17 protein-coding genes are annotated in these 20,645 nt (G+C 51.4%); 8 read left to right on the top strand and 9 right to left on the bottom strand.

Annotation, left to right across the window (positions count from 1 at the left end; translation table 11 throughout):
• Positions 1 to 5: 5 nt before the first annotated feature.
• The 3 genes from C813_RS29410 to upp form a co-directional block, all read right to left on the bottom strand.
• A complete protein-coding gene (locus C813_RS29410) occupies positions 6 to 707 on the bottom strand; it encodes a DnaA inactivator Hda (protein ID WP_065370367.1) in 702 nt (233 codons plus the stop codon).
• 99 nt (positions 708 to 806) lie between these two features.
• Positions 807 to 2,096, bottom strand: coding sequence for a uracil permease (gene uraA / locus C813_RS29405; RefSeq protein WP_017458965.1), 1,290 nt, complete (start codon positions 2,094 to 2,096; stop codon positions 807 to 809).
• Positions 2,097 to 2,205: 109 nt separating this feature from the next.
• Positions 2,206 to 2,832 (bottom strand): uracil phosphoribosyltransferase, encoded by a 627-nt coding sequence (gene upp / locus C813_RS29400; protein ID WP_017458966.1) that lies wholly within the window; start codon positions 2,830 to 2,832, stop codon positions 2,206 to 2,208.
• Positions 2,833 to 3,066: 234 nt separating this feature from the next.
• Here upp and purM point away from each other — a divergent pair, with 234 nt between their 5' ends.
• From purM to ppx, 4 genes are all read left to right on the top strand, one after another.
• Positions 3,067 to 4,104 carry a phosphoribosylformylglycinamidine cyclo-ligase gene (purM, locus tag C813_RS29395; RefSeq protein ID WP_025263883.1) on the top strand — a complete coding sequence of 346 codons (1,038 nt, stop codon included), beginning with the start codon at positions 3,067 to 3,069 and terminating at the stop codon, positions 4,102 to 4,104.
• Positions 4,101 to 4,742 (top strand): phosphoribosylglycinamide formyltransferase, encoded by a 642-nt coding sequence (gene purN / locus C813_RS29390; protein ID WP_017458968.1) that lies wholly within the window; start codon positions 4,101 to 4,103, stop codon positions 4,740 to 4,742. Before purM ends, purN begins: the two co-directional genes overlap by 4 nt.
• Positions 4,743 to 5,019: 277 nt before the next feature.
• Complete coding sequence (gene ppk1 / locus C813_RS29385; RefSeq protein WP_017458969.1) at positions 5,020 to 7,080, top strand: polyphosphate kinase 1; 2,061 nt, start codon at positions 5,020 to 5,022, stop codon at positions 7,078 to 7,080.
• A gap of 3 nt (positions 7,081 to 7,083) precedes the next feature.
• The gene (ppx, locus tag C813_RS29380) at positions 7,084 to 8,625 is read left to right on the top strand and encodes an exopolyphosphatase (RefSeq protein WP_017458970.1); all 1,542 of its coding nucleotides are present in this window, start codon (positions 7,084 to 7,086) and stop codon (positions 8,623 to 8,625) included.
• Positions 8,626 to 8,637: 12 nt separating this feature from the next.
• Here ppx and C813_RS29375 read toward each other — a convergent pair whose 3' ends face one another.
• Positions 8,638 to 10,854, bottom strand: coding sequence for a sensor domain-containing phosphodiesterase (locus C813_RS29375; protein WP_017458971.1), 2,217 nt, complete (start codon positions 10,852 to 10,854; stop codon positions 8,638 to 8,640).
• A gap of 352 nt (positions 10,855 to 11,206) precedes the next feature.
• Here C813_RS29375 and C813_RS29370 point away from each other — a divergent pair, with 352 nt between their 5' ends.
• Positions 11,207 to 11,398, top strand: coding sequence for a YfgG family protein (locus tag C813_RS29370; RefSeq protein ID WP_071908227.1), 192 nt, complete (start codon positions 11,207 to 11,209; stop codon positions 11,396 to 11,398).
• Positions 11,399 to 11,485: 87 nt separating this feature from the next.
• Here the strand turns inward: C813_RS29370 and C813_RS29365 are convergent, their stop codons facing one another.
• Both C813_RS29365 and C813_RS29360 read right to left on the bottom strand, forming a co-directional pair.
• Entirely contained in the window at positions 11,486 to 14,545 is a 3,060-nt protein-coding gene (locus tag C813_RS29365; RefSeq protein ID WP_017458973.1) for an NACHT domain-containing protein, read from the bottom strand.
• Positions 14,546 to 14,718: 173 nt separating this feature from the next.
• The gene (locus tag C813_RS29360) at positions 14,719 to 15,105 is read right to left on the bottom strand and encodes a hypothetical protein (protein WP_017458974.1); all 387 of its coding nucleotides are present in this window, start codon (positions 15,103 to 15,105) and stop codon (positions 14,719 to 14,721) included.
• Between the two features lie 143 nt (positions 15,106 to 15,248).
• Between C813_RS29360 and C813_RS29355 the strand changes: the two genes are divergently transcribed.
• Positions 15,249 to 15,857: an SMI1/KNR4 family protein gene (locus C813_RS29355; RefSeq protein WP_025263882.1), complete on the top strand. Its 609-nt coding sequence runs from the start codon at positions 15,249 to 15,251 to the stop codon at positions 15,855 to 15,857.
• A 170-nt stretch (positions 15,858 to 16,027) separates the two neighbouring features.
• On the opposite strand, the gene C813_RS29350 is transcribed toward C813_RS29355, so the two are convergent.
• A complete protein-coding gene (locus C813_RS29350) occupies positions 16,028 to 17,566 on the bottom strand; it encodes a methyl-accepting chemotaxis protein (protein WP_017458976.1) in 1,539 nt (512 codons plus the stop codon).
• Positions 17,567 to 18,181: 615 nt separating this feature from the next.
• Entirely contained in the window at positions 18,182 to 18,430 is a 249-nt protein-coding gene (locus C813_RS29345; protein ID WP_017458977.1) for a helix-turn-helix domain-containing protein, read from the bottom strand.
• Positions 18,431 to 18,538: 108 nt separating this feature from the next.
• Here C813_RS29345 and C813_RS29340 point away from each other — a divergent pair, with 108 nt between their 5' ends.
• Both C813_RS29340 and C813_RS29335 read left to right on the top strand, forming a co-directional pair.
• Positions 18,539 to 18,769, top strand: coding sequence for a helix-turn-helix domain-containing protein (locus C813_RS29340; RefSeq protein ID WP_017458978.1), 231 nt, complete (start codon positions 18,539 to 18,541; stop codon positions 18,767 to 18,769).
• 91 nt (positions 18,770 to 18,860) lie between these two features.
• On the top strand, positions 18,861 to 19,079 hold the full coding sequence (locus tag C813_RS29335; RefSeq protein ID WP_025263881.1) for a helix-turn-helix domain-containing protein: 219 nt from the start codon (positions 18,861 to 18,863) through the stop codon (positions 19,077 to 19,079).
• 405 nt (positions 19,080 to 19,484) lie between these two features.
• Here the strand turns inward: C813_RS29335 and C813_RS29330 are convergent, their stop codons facing one another.
• Positions 19,485 to 20,489 (bottom strand): HEPN domain-containing protein, encoded by a 1,005-nt coding sequence (locus C813_RS29330; RefSeq protein WP_017458980.1) that lies wholly within the window; start codon positions 20,487 to 20,489, stop codon positions 19,485 to 19,487.
• Between the last annotated feature and the right edge of the window lie 156 nt (positions 20,490 to 20,645).

Raw genomic sequence — 20,645 nt, 5'->3', positions numbered from 1 at the left:
AGGGTTCAGAGTTTGAGGATCTCTTTGACGAACGGAATAGTCAGCTTGCGCTGGGCGGTGATCGACGCGCGATCCAGTTCATCCAGCGTATCGAACAATGTGCGCATTTCTCTGTCCAGCCGCTTTAACAAAAACCGCCCCACATCTTCCGGCAGCTCAAACCCACGGATCCGCGCACGAAGCTGTAAGGCCTGTAATTTGTCTTCGTCGGAGAGCGGTTGCAGCTTGTAGATTTGCCCCCAGTCCAGCCGTGAGGCCAGATCCGGCAACCCCAGGTTAAGCTGGCGCGGCGGTCTGTCGCCGGTTATCAGCAAGCGGGTTTTGCCCTGTTCCAGAATGCGGTTGTAGAGGTTGAAAATCGCCATTTCCCACGGCTCGTCACCGGCCACGCATTCGATATTGTCGATACACACCAGCGAGAGTTGCTCCATCCCATCCAGCACTTCCGGTACAAACCAGGTACGCTTATCAAGCGGCACATAACCAACGGCATCACCGCGCTGGGAGAGTTCGGCACACGCGGCATGCAGCAAATGGCTGCGCCCCGCGCCTTCACGCGACCAGAAATAGATGTATCCGCTGTGCGCCTGGCGCAGAACGTTTTGCAGTGCCGCCAGTAAAGAGGGGTTATCACCCGGCCAGAAACTCGCAAAGGTTTCATCATCGGGTAAATACAATGGCAGGGAGAGCTGTGCCGGCGTGTTCAGAGGTACCTCAACAAGGCTTACAAAAAACGCAGTGAGTCTATCACAAAATGTTGCAAGGTTTGAACCGGGCGCGAGGCCCGGTTCAATTCTGCACGATGATTATGACTTCGCCGCGTCATCTTCTGGCGCGTCCAGCACCACTTCTTCCGGGCGCAGTACGCTAATCAGCTTAAAGATCAGGCTCAGACCCACACCGACGATCGTCGCCAGCGCCATGCCTTTCAGCTCGGCGGCACCAATGTGCACCTTCGCGCCGCTGACACCAATAATCAGGATAACGGAGGTCAGGATCAGGTTTTGCGCTTTGCTGTAATCCACTTTGGATTCAATCAGCACGCGGATCCCGGAAGCGCCGATTACCCCGTACAGCAGCAGGGAAACACCGCCCATTACCGGCACCGGGATAATCTGGATAGCCGCCGCGAGCTTACCCACACAGGAGAGCAGAATGGCGATAATCGCCGCACCGCCAATCACCCAGGTGCTGTAGACACGGGTAATCGCCATCACGCCGATGTTCTCACCGTAGGTAGTGTTCGGCGTGGAGCCGAAGAAACCAGAGATGATGGTTGAAAGGCCGTTGGCAAACATGGAGCGGTGCAAGCCCGGATCGCGAATCAGATCTCTTTTGACGATATTCGCCGTCACCACCAGATGACCGACGTGCTCGGCAATGACCACCAGCGCCGCAGGCAGAATGGTGAAAATGGCAAACCACTCAAAACGCGGCGTATAAAACGTTGGCAGTGCGAACCAGTGCGCCTGGGCAATCGGCGTGGTATCGACAACGCCCATCGCGAAGGAGAGTGCGTAGCCCGCCAGTACACCAATCAGGATCGGGATAATCGCCATAAAACCACGGAACAGCACCGAGCCAAACACCGTCACGCCCAGTGTCACCAGCGAGATGATCACGGTTTTGGAATCCGCAGACTGCCCTTCCGCTGGCAGCAGACCGGCCATGTTCGCCGCGACGCCCGCCAGTTCCAGACCGATGACGGCAACGATTGCGCCCATCGCCGCAGGCGGGAACATCACATCCAGCCAGCCAGTACCCGCTTTTTTCACAATGAACGAGACGATGCAGAACAGCACGCCGCACATAATAAACCCACCGAGCGCCACTTCGTAGCCCAGCGGCAGCAACAGCAGCACCGGGGAAATAAACGCAAAGCTGGAACCTAAATAGGCCGGGATTTTCCCTTTACAAATAAAGATATAGAGCAGTGTCCCGATACCATTAAACAGCAGCACGGTGGCCGGGTTAATGTGGAACAGGATTGGCACCAGCACCGTTGCGCCGAACATGGCGAACAGATGCTGTAAACTAAGCGGGATGGTCTGCAAAAGCGGCGGTCTTTCACTTACCCCGATAGCACGGCGCGTCATAGTGTTTTCCTCTGAGTGTTGTTGTTGTCCACCCGTCCAAAACGGCGGGCAGTGTTATGAATTCCAAAAAAAAGCCGACTATCAAAGTCGGCTTTCGATTTCTAATCAGTTATTTCGTACCAAAGATTTTGTCGCCGGCGTCGCCGAGGCCCGGAATAATGTATCCGTGCTCATTCAGCCCCTGGTCAATCGACGCGGTGTACAGCTCAACGTCCGGGTGCGCTTTTTCCAGCGCCGCCAGACCTTCCGGCGCGGCAACCAGCACCAGCACTTTAATACTGTGGCAACCGGCGTTTTTCAGCAGGTCGATGGTCGCGATCATCGAACCACCGGTCGCCAGCATCGGGTCAACAACCAGCGCCATGCGCTCGTCGATATTGGATACCAGTTTCTGGAAGTACGGTACCGGCTCCAGCGTCTCTTCATTACGGTAGATACCCACCACACTGATGCGCGCGCTCGGTACGTGCTCCAGCACACCTTCCATCATGCCCAGACCTGCGCGCAGGATCGGCACCACGGTGATTTTCTTACCTTTAATTTGATCAACCTGTACCGGGCCGTTCCAGCCTTCGATGGTCACTTTTTCAGTTTCCAGATCGGCCGTTGCTTCATAGGTCAGCAGGCTGCCCACTTCTGAGGCGAGTTCACGAAAGCGTTTGGTGCTGATGTCATTCTCTCGCATCAGGCCCAGCTTGTGTTTGACGAGTGGGTGTTTTACTTCCACGACCTTCATACTCTTCTCCTTTCCCCTGACAGGTAGCAGCCACAAAAAAAATCGCCGGATTATACCGCTTTTTCTCCGTTGCGCTACAGGAAGGCGCTTGATCGCGATCAATCAGACTGGAAAAGAGTATATCGCAAGAATCCGCTGCGCCCTTAAATAATGGACTCGCAAACGTTTGCCTTGGCTGTTAGAATTGCGCCGAATTTTATTTCTACCGCAAGTAAACGCGTGGGGACCCAAGCAGTGACCGATAAAACCTCTCTCAGCTATAAAGATGCCGGTGTTGATATCGACGCGGGTAATGCTCTGGTTGACCGAATCAAAGGCGTGGTGAAGAAAACCCGTCGCCCGGAAGTGATGGGCGGTTTGGGCGGCTTCGGTGCGCTGTGCGCGCTGCCGCAAAAATATCGTGAGCCAGTACTGGTTTCCGGCACTGACGGCGTGGGCACAAAACTGCGCCTGGCAATGGATCTGAAACGTCACGACACCATCGGTATCGACCTGGTGGCAATGTGCGTTAACGATCTGGTGGTTCAAGGCGCTGAGCCGCTGTTCTTCCTCGACTATTACGCGACCGGCAAGCTGGATGTCGATACCGCCGCCAGCGTGATCAACGGCATCGCCGAAGGCTGTCTGCAATCTGGCTGTGCGCTGGTTGGCGGCGAAACAGCGGAAATGCCGGGCATGTATCACGGTGAAGATTACGATGTCGCCGGTTTCTGCGTCGGTGTGGTAGAAAAATCAGAAATCATCGACGGCTCGAAAGTGGCTGACGGCGATGTGCTGGTCGCCCTGGCGTCCAGCGGCCCGCACTCCAACGGCTATTCGCTGGTGCGTAAAGTGCTCGAAGTGAGCGGCACCGATCCGCTGACTACGCAGCTTGAAGGCAAACCGCTGGCCGATCACCTGCTGGAGCCGACTCGTATTTACGTCAAATCCGTGCTGGAGCTGATTGAAAACGTTGATGTCCACGCCATCGCCCACCTGACCGGCGGTGGTTTCTGGGAAAACATTCCGCGCGTACTGCCGGATAACACCCAGGCGGTAATCAATGAATCCTCCTGGCAGTGGCCGGCCGTGTTTAACTGGCTGCAAAACGCCGGGAACGTGAGCCGCCATGAAATGTACCGCACCTTTAACTGCGGCGTCGGCATGGTGATTGCGCTTCCTGCGGCTGAAGCCGATAAAGCCATCACGCTGCTGAATGCGAAAGGTGAAAACGCGTGGAAAATCGGTATCATCAACGCATCCGATTCCAGTGAGCGTGTGGTTATTGAATGAAAAACATCGTGGTGCTGATTTCCGGCAACGGAAGCAATTTGCAGGCAATTATCGACGCCTGTAAACAGAAGAAAATCAACGGCACCCTGCGGGCAGTATTCAGTAATAAGGCCGATGCGTTCGGCCTTGAACGTGCGCGGGAAGCCAATATTCCCGCTCATGCGCTGAGCGCAGATCAGTTCGCCAGCCGCGATGCGTTTGACCGCGAGCTGATGCAGGAAATCGACGCCTACGCCCCGGATGTGGTCGTGCTGGCGGGTTATATGCGTATCCTCAGCCCGGCGTTTGTCGCGCACTACGCCGGACGTCTGCTGAATATCCACCCTTCCCTGCTGCCGAAATATCCCGGCCTGCACACGCACCGCCAGGTGCTGGAAAACGGTGATGAAGAACATGGCACCAGCGTGCATTTTGTTACCGATGAGCTGGACGGCGGCCCGGTGATTTTGCAAGCCAAAGTGCCGGTGTTTGAAGGTGATACGGAAGAAGAGATCACCGAGCGCGTGCAGTCGCAGGAACATGCGATTTACCCGCTGGTGGTCAACTGGTTTGTTGACGGTCGCCTGAAAATGGACAGCAACAGCGCGTGGCTGGATGGTGTGCGCTTACCGCCTGAAGGCTATGCGGCCGACGAATAATCACTGCAATTTATCGCTTTTCACCCTGCCCACCACGGCAGGGTTTCTTTCCTCTTCCCCTGCAAAAAGAAAAAGTTACTTTATTTCCATCACCTTAGACGCGAAAAACGGATTACTGTCATACTTTTTTGGCACAGTTGGACATCTGACGGCAAAGCTCGCCATAATAAGTTGTGTCATACGAAGGGACGCCAGCAACGTTCACCTGTCAGTCAGGGCACCGCGAGCGCGAGAAGGATTTGCCGTGTCCCGAGCAAGAACCGGAGTGTAAACAGGAATGGGTCAGGAAAAGTTATATCTCGAAAAAGAACTAAGCTGGTTGTGCTTCAATGAACGTGTTCTCCAGGAAGCCGCCGACAAAAGTAACCCGCTTATCGAACGCATGCGTTTTTTGGGGATCTATTCCAACAACCTCGACGAATTTTATAAAGTCCGTTTTGCTGAACTGAAACGCCGCTTAATCATTAGCGAAGAGCAAGGCGTTACCACGAATTCCCGCCATCTGCTGGGCAAGATCCAATCCCGCGTACTGAAAGCCGATCAGGAGTTCGACAGCCTGTACAACGACCTGCTGCTGGAAATGGCGCGTAATCAAATTTTCCTGATTAACGAACGTCAGCTTTCGCAAAACCAGCAGAGCTGGCTACGCAATTACTTCAAACAATATTTGCGCCAGCACATTACCCCGACGCTGATTAACCGCGAAACCAACCTGGTACGCTTCTTAAAAGATGATTACACCTACCTGGCGGTAGAAATTATTCGCGGCGACGAAATCCGTTACGCGCTGCTGGAGATCCCATCAGATAAAGTACCGCGCTTTGTTAACCTGCCGCCGGAAACGCCGCGCCGTCGCAAGCCGATGATTCTGCTGGATAACATTCTGCGTTACTGCCTGGATGATATCTTTAAAGGCTTCTTCGATTATGACGCGCTAAACGCCTACTCAATGAAAATGACCCGTGACGCCGAATATGACCTGGTGCACGAAATGGAATCGAGCCTGATGGAGCTGATGTCCTCCAGCCTGAAACAGCGTCTGACCGCCGAGCCGGTGCGTTTTGTTTATCAGCGCGATATGCCCGATGCCATGGTCGAGATGCTGCGTGAAAAGCTGACCATCTCCCGTTATGACTCCATTATTCCCGGCGGGCGTTACCACAACTTCAAAGACTTTATTGGTTTTCCGAATGTCGGCAAAGCCAACCTCGTCAACAAACCGATGCCGCGTCTGCGCCACATTGGGTTTGATAAGTTCCGCAACGGTTTTGACGCCATTCGTGAACGCGATGTGCTGCTCTATTATCCGTACCACACCTTTGAACACGTGCTGGAGCTGCTACGCCAGGCGTCGTTCGACCCAAGCGTGCTGGCGATCAAAATCAACATTTACCGCGTGGCGAAAGATTCGCGCATCATCGATTCGATGATCCACGCGGCGCATAACGGTAAAAAAGTCACCGTGGTGGTGGAGTTGCAGGCGCGTTTCGACGAAGAAGCCAACATCCACTGGGCGAAGCGGCTGACGGAAGCGGGCGTGCAGGTGATCTTCTCGGCGCCGGGCTTAAAAATTCACGCCAAACTGTTCCTCATCTCCCGTATGGAAGGGGAAGAGATCGTGCGCTATGCGCACATCGGTACCGGTAACTTTAACGAAAAAACCGCGCGGCTTTACACGGACTACTCGCTGATCACCGCTGACGCGCGCATCACCAATGAAGTGCGCCGGGTATTCAACTTTATCGAAAACCCCTATCGCCCGGTGAGTTTCGATTATTTGCTGGTGTCGCCGCAGAACTCGCGCCGCCTGCTGTACGACATGATCGACACGGAGATCGCTAACGCGCAGGAAGGTAAACCTTCTGGCATTACGCTGAAGCTGAATAACCTTGTCGATAAAGGGCTGGTGGACAGACTCTATACCGCCTCAAGTTCCGGCGTGCCGGTGAACCTGCTGGTGCGCGGCATGTGTTCACTTATTCCGCAACTGGAAGGTATCAGCGAAAATATTCGTGTCACCAGTATCGTTGATCGTTATCTTGAGCACGATCGCATCTATATTTTTGAGAACGGCGGCGATAAACGCGTTTATCTCTCCTCTGCAGACTGGATGACACGTAACATCGATTACCGTATCGAAGTGGCCGCACCGCTGCTCGATCCGCGCCTTAAACAGCGCGTTCTGGATATCATTGATTTGCTTTTAAGTGATACCGTGAAAGCGAGGTACATCGATAAAGAACTGAGTAATCGCTATGTGCCGCGCGGCAACCGTCGTAAAGTGCGCGCACAACTGGCGATTTACGACTACATCAAATCACTCGAACAGCCCGACTAACCTATGCCGATACAAGAAAAGACGCCACGACCGGAGGAATTTGCCGCGGTCGATCTGGGTTCAAACAGTTTCCATATGGTCATTGCGCGCGTGGTCGACGGCGCAATGCAGATCATCGGCCGCCTGAAACAGCGCGTGCACCTGGCTGATGGTCTGGACAGCAATAACATGCTGAGCGAAGAGGCAATGGAGCGCGGGCTGGCTTGCCTGTCGCTGTTCGCCGAGCGCTTGCAGGGCTTTGATCCGGCAAGCGTGTGCATTGTCGGTACGCACACGTTGCGCCAGGCACTGAACGCCACAGAGTTTCTTAAACGCGCTGAAAAAGTGATCCCCTACCCGATTGAAATCATTCCGGGCAATGAAGAAGCGCGCCTGATTTTTATGGGTGTGGAACATACGCAGCCGGAAAAAGGCCGCAAGCTGGTGATCGATATCGGCGGCGGCTCTACCGAATTAGTGATCGGTGAAGATTTCGAGCCGAAGCTGGTGGAAAGTCGCCGTATGGGCTGCGTGAGCTTTGCGCAGATGTACTTTATGGGCGGCACAATTAACGGCGAAAACTTCCGCCGCGCGCGCATGGCGGCAACACAGAAGCTGGAGTCGCTGGCGTGGCAGTTCCGCATTCAGGGCTGGAATGTGGCACTTGGCGCATCTGGCAGCATTAAAGCCGCCCACGAAGTGCTGATCGCCTCCGGCGAGAAAGACGGTTTTATCACGCCGGAACGACTGGAGAAACTGGTCGCCGAAGTGCTGAAATATAAGAACTTCAGTGAACTGAGCCTGCCAGGCCTTTCGGAAGAGCGTAAAGCGGTGTTTGTGCCGGGACTGGCTATTCTTTGCGGCGTGTTCGATGCGCTGGCGATCCGCGAATTGCGCCTTTCCGATGGCGCACTGCGTGAAGGCGTACTGTATGAGATGGAAGGCCGTTTCCGCCATCAGGACATTCGCAGCCGCACCGCGCAGAGCCTTGCCAGCCAGTACAATATCGACCGTGAGCAGGCGCGGCGCGTGCTGGAAACCACAACCCAGATTTACGAGCAGTGGCTGGCGCAAAACGCGAAGCTCGCTAACCCGCAACTGGCGGCGTTGCTGAAATGGGCAGCGATGCTGCACGAAGTAGGGCTAAATATTAACCACAGCGGGATGCACCGCCATTCGGCGTACATTCTGCAAAACAGCGACCTGCCCGGTTTTAATCAGGAGCAACAGCTGATGATGGCGACGCTGGTGCGCTGCCACCGTAAGGCTATCAAGCTTGATGATTTGCCGCGTTTTACGCTGTTTAAAAAGAAACAGTATTTGCCGCTGGTGCAAATCTTACGTCTTGGTGTGCTGCTGAATAACCAGCGCCAGGCGACCACCACGCCACCAACATTGCGCCTGACCACCGATGCCAATCACTGGACGCTCAGCTTCCCGCACGACTGGTTCAGCCAGAACGCGCTGGTGTTGCTGGATCTGGAAAAAGAGCAGGAATACTGGGAAGCTGTGACCGGCTGGCGACTGAAAATCGAAGAAGAGCACTCTCCGGAAGTGGCGGCCTGAGCCGCCCGTTCGCTACTCGTTAACCAGCTTCTCCAGCGGCGCTGGCTTACCAATCAGATACCCCTGTAAATAGTCGATACCCAGCGCGATTGCCGCGCTGCGTATCTCTTCGCTCTCCACATATTCCGCCACCACCAGCATTTTTTTCATCCGCGCCAGATGGCAAATCGACGCCACAATCTGATAATCGAGGCTGTTCGAGACAATATTGCGGATAAAACTGCCGTCGATTTTCAGGATGTCGGCATTGACGGTTTTCAACCGTGCATAGCTGGCATAACCGGTGCCAAAATCATCAATCGCCACCCGGCAGCCCATCTGTTGCAGTTGCCCCAGCGTCTGGTTGGCCTGCTGGAGATTGGTCATCGAGTTGCTTTCTGTTATCTCAAAAATCAACTGCCAGGCTTCAATGCGGTATTTGCGCAATAAACGCCGGACTTCCTGGGAAAACTGCGTGCGGCAAATTGAGGCCGGAGAGAGGTTAATGGAAAAACGCTGGGCGGGGAGTTTTTCGCGGTTTTGCGCCATAAACATCAGTACATGCTCGATCACCCATAAATCGATACGCGACGACAGGCCGAACTCATACGCAACGGGCAAAAACGCATCCGGACTGATACTGTCGCCGTTCTCTTCACGCATGCGCAGCAGGATCTCGTAATAGTCATCGCCGCGCACCCCATGAATCAACTGTGCCATCAGGATAAAATGATTTTTCTCCAGCGCCAGCTGCAGGCGATTCATCATATCCACTTTGCTTTTCAGGCTGCGTTGCAGATTCGCCGCGCCCCGGTTTTGCAAATTCTCCGGGTGGTTGGTCGCCAGCGATAGATCAGCGATGGTGCTCATCTCACCGAGCAGTAAATAGAGGTGTTTCACCGGCGAACGCACGTAGCAGTAGCTCAGCCCCACCTGCGGCTGCAGCGGCATATCATCCCAGATAAAGCGGAACTGCTTGATGCGCGCGTCCAGTTCTTCAATGCGCGTCTGGTGCGACTGCGTATTCAGGCGGATCGCCAGATCGTGTCCGGAGAGTTGATACACGCTCTCTTCCGCCGACAGCAGCGGCCTGAGCCAATCCGCCATGCGCTGTTTGTATTGAATGCGCAGCAGTACGCCATAGTTACGCCCCAGCAGTTCCAGCTCCGGCACGCGCAGAAAGCAGAGCACCGACCACGGCGTTTCCGCCAGCGCCCGGCTCAGTGCGCGCAGGTTGGGCATATTGGTCACCGGATCAATAAACGCCAGACGGCGGGCGCGATCGTTCGCCACTCTCTGGCGTGTCGCCATCAACGCCATCGCAAGGATGATGAAGGAAAACACCAGATAACTTGATGAGGCGATCGCCAGTTGCACGTCGTAAGCAGGAAACCACGGCAAATAACGGTAAAAAAAGTGAATAGAGGTAACCAGCAGCGGTGTCCAGACCAGCGACATAAAACGGTAGCCGTAACGCATCGATCCCCACAGCATCACCGGCAAGAGAAGTGAAAGCGTGTAGTTGGTACTGAAAATGGAACTGTTTTTGTTCAGCGGCATCAGTAACAGCAGCAAAATGCCAATCACCACGGAGAACCAGACCACGATCTCAATGCGCGTAACTTTGCGATCAAACTCGTGGCGCATTTGCGATAACCACGAAATCGCGTAGCGCGGATGGCGAATAACGCGGATCAACAAATAGCTAAACGGCACGCCGGTCATTGTCCCAACCAGCAATGCCTGGTAATTGATGAGCATCGGCACATTCCACGCCAGCGCGCCGCTGTCGCTTGCCGCCCGATCGTAAAGATTCAGCCAGACGCCCAGCTCAAGAATCATGAGATAGATCGACGCCGGACAAAGCACCTGCCAGAAAATACGCTGGGAAACCAGCAATGCCGTGCCGTAAGCCACCCGGTGGCGGCGAGTGACAAAAATTCGGTAACCCGCCCAGCTAAGTATCACGGGCAGCAGCAAATGCACGCCTTTACTGACCATTTCCAGCGGCGGTGCGGGCCAATAATGGCAGATCAGCGCCAGCACAATGCCCGGAAGCGCCGCCCAGCCATAAAACATCATCAGGACGATCAGCAACGCCATCGGCAGATAATAGAGAATGACCGCCTGACCAGAAACGGTAGTAAATGTATTAGCGAGACTAAACAGTGGATACAAAATAACAGGCGTGATGAGCGGCAAAGCCCACCACTGACCCTTCAGGCGATGATATTTTTGAATAAGTGTCATAGATGCTCGGTTACCCAACCCAGATCCTGGCGGGTGTTTCAGGCAGGTATCCGACCCGACTGTGCTGCGCACCGGTGAAGTGCCAGTTTGTTAACAAACAGAAATTCTAATTCCGGACAATATCTGTTAATTGATTTGCATCAAAAAAAACACGCCAGCCAGCTTTAATTCCCTGCTTTATGCGCATTATCGCCCATTTTTCATTGCCCACGTAAATATTTAATTTATCTTATATAATTCCTGGTGATAATTTAATCATTGTGATTTTGCGCCAGGCTTAATTGACCTGACTAAAAGAGTGTGCATTAATGACGCTGTCGCCCGTAGATCGGGTATTCCTAAAGGAACCATTGTGAGTCAGGCAACCAGTATGCGAAAACGACATCGATTTGACAGTCGCATGACCCGTATCGTACTTCTTATTAGCTTCATCTTTTTCTTCGGCCGCTTCGTCTATTCCTCTATTGGCGCCTGGTATCACCATCAGGATAAAAGCCAGTCGCAACAAATCAGCCAGACTATCGACCCCACCGCACAACGCTAGTATTTACCCGATTTTGCTTACACGTCTTACCGCGTGGGTTTGCGCTCGTCTTTACAAAGGTATGCGCCCCTTGCACAAACGCGTTACTTATCTATCGAGGTTTAACCAGCGCTCTTCCAGCCGCGCCAGCGCCGTGTAGGCTTCGCCAAGACCAACCGCCAGTTTGAACCCTTCCGGCCAGTCGCCGGTGGCGGAGATGCCTTCGCTTTCAAGCCGACGAACAAACCGCAAACGCCCGTAATCCGACACGCATTCAGAAAGAATTATAGCGATTTGCGTACGTTTAATGGCTAAGCCAAAGGTGAATTTGCGCAGCATCCGCACGTCTTTAATCCCGCCGCGCACAGATTGAATAAAGGTGAACGCTACATATGCCGCCAACAGCGCGAGCAGCAATGAGAATGTGGCTTTAAATACCGGTTCCGCCATCGGGTATTGGGACACATAATGAATAGCGCTAAAAACAAGCGCGACGCCCAACACAGACGTGGCGAGAATCGACAGCGCGGCCAGCCACTTTTTCGGGTTAAGCAAATCATTAATTTTGCTGCGTACAAACCGGCAGATAGCCACCCAATCGAGCAACATCAAACTCAACACCACATTCACGGCGGCCAGCCAGCCGTTATAAATGGCATGCCCGCTGAAGAGGTAAAACGGTATCGCCGCCAGCGCCAGCGCCGGGGATAACAGCCCGACCACACTGATCACCGACAGAATGACGAAACACATCACGCGAAATAACACGATGGTGCCGGATAAAAAGCCCTTATCAGCAAAGGGCACCGTCGCGCGAGGCGCAGGATTATCGCCGCCCACTTTTCTCGCCTTCTCTTTTTGTGCCGTACGCCCCGCTTTGGCGAACAGTAAGATTGGTGCGGAAACGGCCGCCGCATAGCTGGCGCTAAAAAAAGTGATAAACGGCAACATGATGATGAGTAACACCGTGCTGGTGAGCGCTGCTTTCATGCTCCACAGACGCATCTTCGCAACGCGGTAAACGCCACTTAATGCATCGGATAACGACAGGCTCAGCAGGATATTTTTGCGACCGCGCCAGAAGTTGGTTTCCGAAATATTCAGCACGTATTTCTTCATCCCCTCTTCCAGTTCGGGATCCATTTTCGGCAAATGGCGACAGGCGCGAAAAGCAGTCTCCTGCAACCAGCCATCCTCACCAGCAATCGCGGCGGCCAGCACCGGCGCTGCTCGCGACGCTGAAAGCAGCCCGGTGGCTTCCAGGCAAATTTTTGCCAGCAGGATATTATCGCCCGCTTTTACGTGCTGCATCACAAAAGCAGAAAGCGCTTCTTCGAACGGTTGCAACACCTCACGGCGGGAGCCAAATGCGTCAATCAAAAAGCGCAGACAGTGAATGGCACGAATGCGCTGGCTGGCATCCGTGAAATAGCGTTGGATCTCATCCCAGCAAAGATTGGCCAGCCGTTGAGCATCGGTTTCGCTGCACAACTGCGCATACAACACCAGCGCGTCACGACCGCGAGAATCGGTAGGAATATGCGAATCGGGCACTTCTGCGGGCTGCTGCAAAAAACGGTTGGTGACGAAATATTCCAGAAAACGGCGATGAACAAAGGCAAACGACTTCTCATCACCTGGGGTTACTCGGGCAATACGGGCAAAACGCAGGAGCTCCAGCACCGTGTCCACATGCTCTGAATTGAAATAGCGGCGAATCACTTTCACCGGTGCTTCAAGGCCAAAGGTCGAGGAACGAAAAACAAACCACGCGATATCCGTCGCCACCTCTATCACCTCACGAGAGGAGATCCCCGCATCGTGCAACTCCTGTTTGCAGAGCTGTATCCGGCTGTCGATATAGTTTTTATAAATCTCAGCCTGATTGATCGGCAATGTCTCGTTAACCGCGATCCATTCGCCAAGAAGCGCCATCATAAACGGGTTACGCACCAGCGGGATCAGGTCCAGGCGGTGGCTGAATAACGTATTTCGCACCTGCTCATTAAATTGCGGATACCGACTAAGCGCTTCTGAAATACCGGCTTCGGAAAGTGGGCGGATCTCCAGCACCTTATCCGCCAGAAACGCACGCGTCGGCTGGCGGAAAACGCGCGAAGCTAAAACGCCCCGTGAGGCCGGGTGTGTGGTAATAAAGCGCGAGATAACCGTGGATAACGAATCGATGACCGTCGAGCTTTCGCTGGCGTCCAGCAACTCGGAGATCTCATCAAACGAGTCGAAGATAAAAAATAAGCGACCGGTACGCCACAGGTCATGAAAGTAGCCATTAACAAAATCTCGCGTGTATGCGTCACCACGCCGGACGAGGTTTTTAATGACAAACTCTTCCAGATCTTCAACCGAGAACTCTTTGCGACCGCCAGCGACAATGCTGCCAGGTACCCATTCGCGCAGGTTGATATAAATCGGCACACGGTGCGTCTTTTTAACCTCCAGTAACATGTCTCTGGCAAGCTTGCGCAGCGCCACGCTCTTGCCGGAACCCGGTGCGCCCAGAATCAAAAACGACCGCGAGGTTCTGTCTTTGCGGATCGCGTCTTGCAGCCCAAGGATCTTTTTACGGGAAGCGACACCTTTCGCTTTGCGGATCTCAACCTCGGCTTCCAGTTCAGTGTAGTACTCAGGGCTCCAGTTACTGCTCTCGTCAATTGACGTGAGATCCTGCTGCAACATGTTGCAGAACACCTCCAGCTTTCGCGCAAAACGATCTTCCGGAAAATCCTTTTTCAGCGGCGTCGGATGTCCACCGCCAACGCTTCGATCGCGCAGGCAAAAGAACACAATGCCAACAATGATGACAACACTGGCAAGGAGCCACGGCGAAGGCTGGCTGATAAGCTGGATATTCTTCAGCCACGCAGGCGCATTTTGCAGCACCGGCAATGACCAGATAGTTGGTAACAGCGTATTTAAGGCGCTGGAGCCGCTGCCAATGATGCCCAACCCGAGCACCAGCACCAGCGCGCGTATCTTGTTCGCGCCATAACCGGCAGGCATCAGCAACGGTCGCGTGAAATAGAGCATCAGGCAGATAAACACGCCAACTGAGGCCGCATTAAACCACGAGGAATAGAGCCCGGTGCCCACCACGAAGCACAACGCCAGCACAAGGAGGAGTAAAACGAATTTTTGGCTACCCGACATGTGAGTCCCTTCTTTATTCTTGTGACGCTTTTTGCAATGAAACAGCACTATAACGCCTCCGCTACCGCAAACCGGAAGCAAACTACCTGATTTGGTGGGGGTTGTCTGAGGGGAAAAGCCCGATGCGCTTCAGCGTGTAATAGGCGCCACTCTTTCACAGTGCATACGGTGCCTTAATCCGCAGCAGCGCGACGGGCAAGGATCGCTTTCACATAGTGCTCAATCCCAATGTGATGTTCCCGATTGATGCGGGCAATAAAAACCTGCAGGGAATCGTTTGTTGAGTGGAGCGTATCCGCAAGCAGTTTATCGAAATCGCTTTGCGTGAAACGGGCATTTCCCCTTAGCGTGGAATGCTGAAGTAGCGTGTGCGCAATGATTTCGAGCGCGGCGCGGCGGTAATCATCAGCAAGCAGCACATCCAGATCGTTTCGGCGAATAACAAAGCTAAAATCAAAACTGACAAACCCGGAATCGACCGGCAGCGAGTATGTCAGTTTATCGCCTTCCCGCCAGACCTGCGGCTCATAGCCATCTCCCATTAACTTTACTGACTGCATAGCGCTCCCGGTTCTGCACAGTGGATATTTCAATTACCATAAGTTGCGAAGAACATAGCGTAAAGCCATCACTAATGGCAGTGGTCCTCATGGCGAATGTAAGCGATCCTGTGAGCCGCCAGAGTAAATACGCAGGGGAAAAAATGAATCTAGATAGCAGCGAACTGCCGCCCTTAATGTGGCCAGAATTTACTGATGAGGCAACCCGGCAGGCCTGGTGGCGCGCCTGCGTACAGGCCTGGCGCGAACAGTGGAATAACCCGGCGCCAGTTGTGCCGGTTAACGCCAAAGAGATTGAAGCGCTTGAACAACGCCTGGGCTGCGCCATTCCGCCGCTGCTGCGTCGCTACCATGAAACTATCGGCGCACTCGAACTGGCCGAAAGGTTGTGCAGCGTCACACCCGCGAAATACGCCAGCATTGAACCGCTGTTAGACGCTTATCCCGGCATTCATGACATTCTCGAAGGGGCGTCAAACGCGGCTTTACAATGGGCGCTGGTCAATCAGTTGGTCGCCTTTGGCGACTATCTGGGCAACGGCAATTTATGGTGCTTTCACCGGGAAACCGGCGAAGTCTGGTATTTCGATCACGACAGTTCGCCGATGCTGACGCAAATTTTCACCGACGTGGGCCAATACCTTGACGTGCTGATGTTCAAATGCCTGCTGGAAGCCCACGGCGAGGAGGATAACGAGGAGTTGCTGCGCGAGCACCTGGGGGATGACGTGGTAGAAAAGTGGATGTACTGAACAGCGCTATACTGGGACAGCAGCAGCGATGTGGCAACGCACACATCTTTCATGAGCGTTTCTACACTGTTGAGAAATACGTTGAATAGCGGGTAACCGGGTAGCGACGAACCATGAAAGAATCACCAACAAGGCAGGCATAAGCCTGCCTGTATTTTTTTGGCAAAACGTTAGCTCAGTTTAAAAACGGCTACCGTCTCTTCCAGCAATTGAGACTGCTCTTTAAGCGAATGCGCCGCTGCAGATGCTTCTTCGACTAACGCGGCGTTTTGTTGCGTTACCGTGTCCATCTGCGCAACAGCCTGGTTTATCTGCTCAATACCGCGACTCTGCTCACCGGTCGAGAGTGCAATTTCCGCCATCAGTTCAGAAACCTGCTTAACGGTGCTGATAATGCGCTGCATGCTTTCGCCCGCCTGCGACACCCTTTCGCTACCCAGAAGCACCTGTCGGCCGGATTCCTCAATCAGCTCTTTGATCTCTTTTGCCGCGAGAGACGAACGCTGCGCCAGATTACGAACTTCACTTGCCACAACCGCAAACCCGCGCCCCTGCTCGCCGGCTCGTGCCGCTTCAACCGCTGCGTTGAGTGCCAGGATGTTGGTCTGGAAAGCAATGTCTTCGATTAAGGAGATGATGGTGTCTATTTTGCCGGAGCTGGATTCGATCTCTTTCATCGACATCACCGCCTTTTCAACAATCGTATTCCCTTCCTGCGCGGAGCTGCGCATCGCTGTCGCAAGGGTATTTGCCTGTTGTGTGTTTTCGGAGGTGTGCTTAACCGTTGAAGTTAGCTGTTCCATGCTGGCAGCGGTCTGCCCAAGAGAAGCCGCCTGTTCTTCAGTACGGGCTGAGAGGTCGGTATTACCGGCAGCGATTTCTTCTGCCGCGTGAGCCACGCTCTGACTGGAATTACGCACCTGGGCAATGATTTCCAGAAGGGCAAGACGCATTTGCTCCAGCGAACCGAGCATGTCGCCAATCTCGTCTTTAGAACCGTACACAACGGGAGTGTGCAACTCGCCTGCCGCCATTTTCTGGCAATGTAAGCGGGCAGCATCCAGCGGCGAAAGAACACGGCGACGCAGCAGGATAAAGATAGCGACAATGATCAAGGTAAACAGTAAGGCGAAAACACCAATGGTCACCATGCTGTTCACGAAGCGATTCTGCGCGTCGTTGTTAAGGCGCTGGGCGTATTTTTCGCGAAAGGCCAGCAGGTTATCGAGTGTGATTTCAAACTGACGATCAAGCTGCGGGATGGTGGTGCTGACGAGCTGGTTGAAACGCGCCGTGTCGTTGTTGCTCGCGGCGTCCATCAACGGACGCAGGCCTTGATCAACATACGTTTGCCAGGCCTGGCTGTAAGGCGCGGAAAGCGCCTCTTCGCCCTCGACAGGTGGCGCAGCCTTGTAGTTATTGAACGCATCGGTGGCTTTTTGCATCACCGCTTTCGCACTCTCAAGCGACGCATCCGCTTTCTGTTTGTCGCCCAGGGAGGCGTTAATCATGGCTTCCATCAGACGCACACGCAGTGTGCGGCTATGGTTAATCGGGTCAATAACCGACAGCACGACCCTGATCTCTTTGTTCACGTTATCCAGCGACTGGTTGCTGTGAGTAAGTGACCAAAGGTTAGAAGCCGAGCTGATGAGAAAAATACCAAGTAACAGACTAAAAACGAGAAATGAAAAACGCCTAACTGACATATTTATTACCCTGGGTTGAGGTGATTTCATGAATTTCTGCCCCTTTGAAAGGAGCATGCCGAAGACAACTTATCGGCAATCTGGCGTTAAAATTTAATTTAAATCACATTACATATTTGAATCAAAGAGTTAGAAAGGAGGTACTTGTGAGAAAGAAAATATGCTTAGGATTCACCAATTTATTCAAACTAACGTTTCAAATATGTCGTTTCAGGGAATAACTATTCATCTACGCGACAAGTCGACGCCGTACAAAAAACAGGCAAATCATTGCACAAAACGGAGAGCAGGAAATGGAATTTACGCACAAGGGTGAAATATAAGAGGCTAATAATTAAAAAGCAGGGAATTCGATACGGGTGATGGATTTCCCTCCTCATCAAAAAAGATAAAGGGAATAAAAATGTTAAATTAATAAAGAAAAGCAATATCGAAAAAAATACTCACTTCAAACAATGCAGAAAATAAAATTCAAAATTTAATTTCTGGCTTAATACCACATAACATCGGCTGGGTTAATTTCAACTCCCTCACCTCTTACCACGGAAATGATCAGATGTACTGAGCAGACGGTAATGACCCTAAACGGGTCATTACCGTTTCGCGCTTCAGCGTTTATGCGCCCTTCTCTTCGCAAACACGTTCTTCGGAATTACATATCTGATAACGCGACGGCCAGATTGCTTCTGGCCTGGTTTCCAACGCTTCGGCAATTAACCGCTCCCCTTTCGGCCAGTGCCGGGTTAAGGCATTGGCGAGCGTGGATGAAGCCAGCCCCGATTCGCGGGAAAGCGCCGCCAACGAGGTTCCTTTTTTCTTTAAACCCGCAATGATATCCGCCGGATGCCAGTCGTGGTGTTCCATGTCAATGCTCCTTTTCATGTTGACTATAAGTCACATAATAGCACAAACCTTTAGAATTGTGACTAATAGTCCGTGGACTTATAGTCAGCAAAAAACAATGCTGTACGCATGAAAAATTCCGAAAATATCAAAGTCCTGTTAGGACAACGTGTCAGAACATTGCGTACGCAAGCGGGGCTTTCTCAGGAAGGCTTTGCGGAGAAGTGCGGCCTTGATCGCACCTATATGAGCGGCATCGAACGCGGCATCCGGAATCCGACTTTAGAAATTCTCTACATTCTTGCGACAGCCCTCCACATCGAACTCGCCACACTGCTCACATTTGATGGATCTGACTGATCGGCGAATTTGATAATCGGATCACCACACAGCTAATTATGTGACTCATCGTCCGTGGTCTGATAAGCAACGAAGTACGATGCTGTCGGGCATGAAAAATACAAAAGATATTACAGTGCGTTTTGGACAACGCGTAAAAGCCCTCCGTTTAGAGCGCGGACTTTCGCAGGAAGCGTTTGCCGACAAATGTGGGTTGGATCGCACTTATATTAGTGGGATTGAGCGGGGAGTCAGGAACCCAACGCTGGAAGTTATTGCAGTTATTGCGGATGGGTTGGGAATTAATCTTAGCGATTTATTTGTTTTGTAATATCGGATATTCCATGGAAATAACTCAACAGAAAAATCATATTACCAGAATCGTCATTTATAATATTTGAAATATATATTCAGCAGAAAATTCATCTAATTGGTACTCACATAAGTTCGTAAACGTAAATGAAAAAAAGTTCGTCAACAAGATTTCTGTGTGTATCCCGCTAAAACGGACTATTCACTTTCAGAGATCTTCCGACATACTGATTATGGCCCTTGAGGAGATCGCGATGGCACACAGCTAGTTCAACTCGCTAATTCAGCAAAAGGCCTATCAGGCTAGGCTATTTGATATTGCGCAAATCGCTGAAGCCAACCATGGCATTGTGGGGTACTTCGAACTGGAGCAATAGGATATTGTGATATTATCCAGAATATAGGTACAAAAGAAAATTGAAGATTAAGGGGTTGGTTTTCCATTTATCTTTTCTTCAATATTTATTCCATACCAATTATTCGAGATCAAAACTTGAAGACAGGAGATAATTACTGAAACTCCAAACTGAAGATTTTTATAAATCTCACTAAACTGATCATTTAGAGAGTCATCCATCAAGTCATAGCGCATAGGATGATATATTTCGTATCCTCCATGAATTAAGGAACTCCGCAAGTCATATAAAAGTCTAAAATTCTTTCTTAGAAGAGACCTTTCTTTTTCATTTAATGTCAACAAGAAAGATATTCTTTCTATTAAATTACTAAAGCCTTCGCCAAATTTTGTACTGAATATGGCTTCCAATGCATGAAATATCCACATAATGCCATTTATATTATCATCAGAATGACAGAAGTGAATTAAAGAAAATAATGCTTTCTCGATTGGCAGGCTAGCTTTCTGTTTATAACCAATATTTATCTCTTCATACCAAGAAATAACATCGCTGAGAGGGAGTTCTTTTAACCTAGGGAAGTGTCCATTAAAAGAGTTCAACCATGCGTTCTGGAAATTGTATGATGACAACATCATTCTGTCATCATTAATTGATAGATTGAAAAAATCACATACTCCAGGTCTAGCTAAATTCATCAAAACAAACAATTCATAGAGGTAATAATCAACAAAGAATCTAGCATAAGATATATAATGACTATGTTTGTTCTCTTCTTTTATCTCTACTGAGACCGGTATTTGCACTTTACGTTCAACAAAGCTTGAATAGTCAATAGGTGTTTTAGAATAAGCATCCTTAGTTTTCCTATAACTTTCTTTTAACCTTTCGATTAAAATATCCCAATTCGCACTTACATTAACTGAGCATCCATCATGAGAATAACACTTTGATTTTATTAGTTTTAAATTGTTTTCCCAGAAGAGAATATCATCTAATTCCAAAATCTCCCAATTATCTTCGTCAGTTCTCCCTATAGTAAGGGAAAGATGAAATATTAACGCACCTTTCATAGTTACCTCATTTCTATAAATTTTCAAAGAAAATAACTATACTCCGCATAGTGTCATCCATATGACATATAAAAAACGCGGTCATTCTTAACCTACATGCTATTAAAAAGCCAGCTATAGCAATAGCTAAGCTGGCTTTTTTTATAAAAACTAATG

The sequence above is a fragment of the Kosakonia sacchari SP1 genome, assembly GCF_000300455.3.
GTDB classification, from domain to species: Bacteria; Pseudomonadota; Gammaproteobacteria; order Enterobacterales; family Enterobacteriaceae; genus Kosakonia; species Kosakonia sacchari.
Note: the sequence above shows the minus strand (reverse complement) of the source record. Positions and strands in the feature narration are given on the sequence as shown.